Here is a 371-nt window from a genome sequence, read left to right on the forward strand (position 1 = left end):
CCTTAAAACAGCAAAATATATACCTAACTTGAGTCAAGCACAATGAAATTTCTAGTCACTGGCGGAGCCGGTTTTATCGGAAGTGCCGTCGTCCGACACCTGATCAATGCAACAGACCACACTGTCATTAATCTGGACTGCCTCACTTATGCTGGCAATCTGAATTCACTGGATTCAATATCTCAGAATGAACGTTACACATTCACAAAAGTAGACTTGAGAAATGCCGACGCGGTAAAAGACACACTCGAAAAATACCAGCCAGACATCATCATGCACCTGGCTGCTGAAAGTCATGTCGATCGTTCAATCGACAGCCCCGATGACTTTATTCAAACCAATGTTATTGGAACATTCAACTTACTTGAAGC

General features: G+C 42.9%; 1 protein-coding gene. It reads left to right on the top strand.

The features are described 5' to 3' along the window. Positions 1–42 precede the first annotated feature (42 nt). On the top strand, positions 43–371 hold a 329-nt coding region (locus Q4563_RS17085; RefSeq protein WP_303605343.1), incomplete at its 3' end, for a GDP-mannose 4,6-dehydratase.

This window comes from Gilvimarinus sp. 1_MG-2023 (assembly GCF_030548285.1).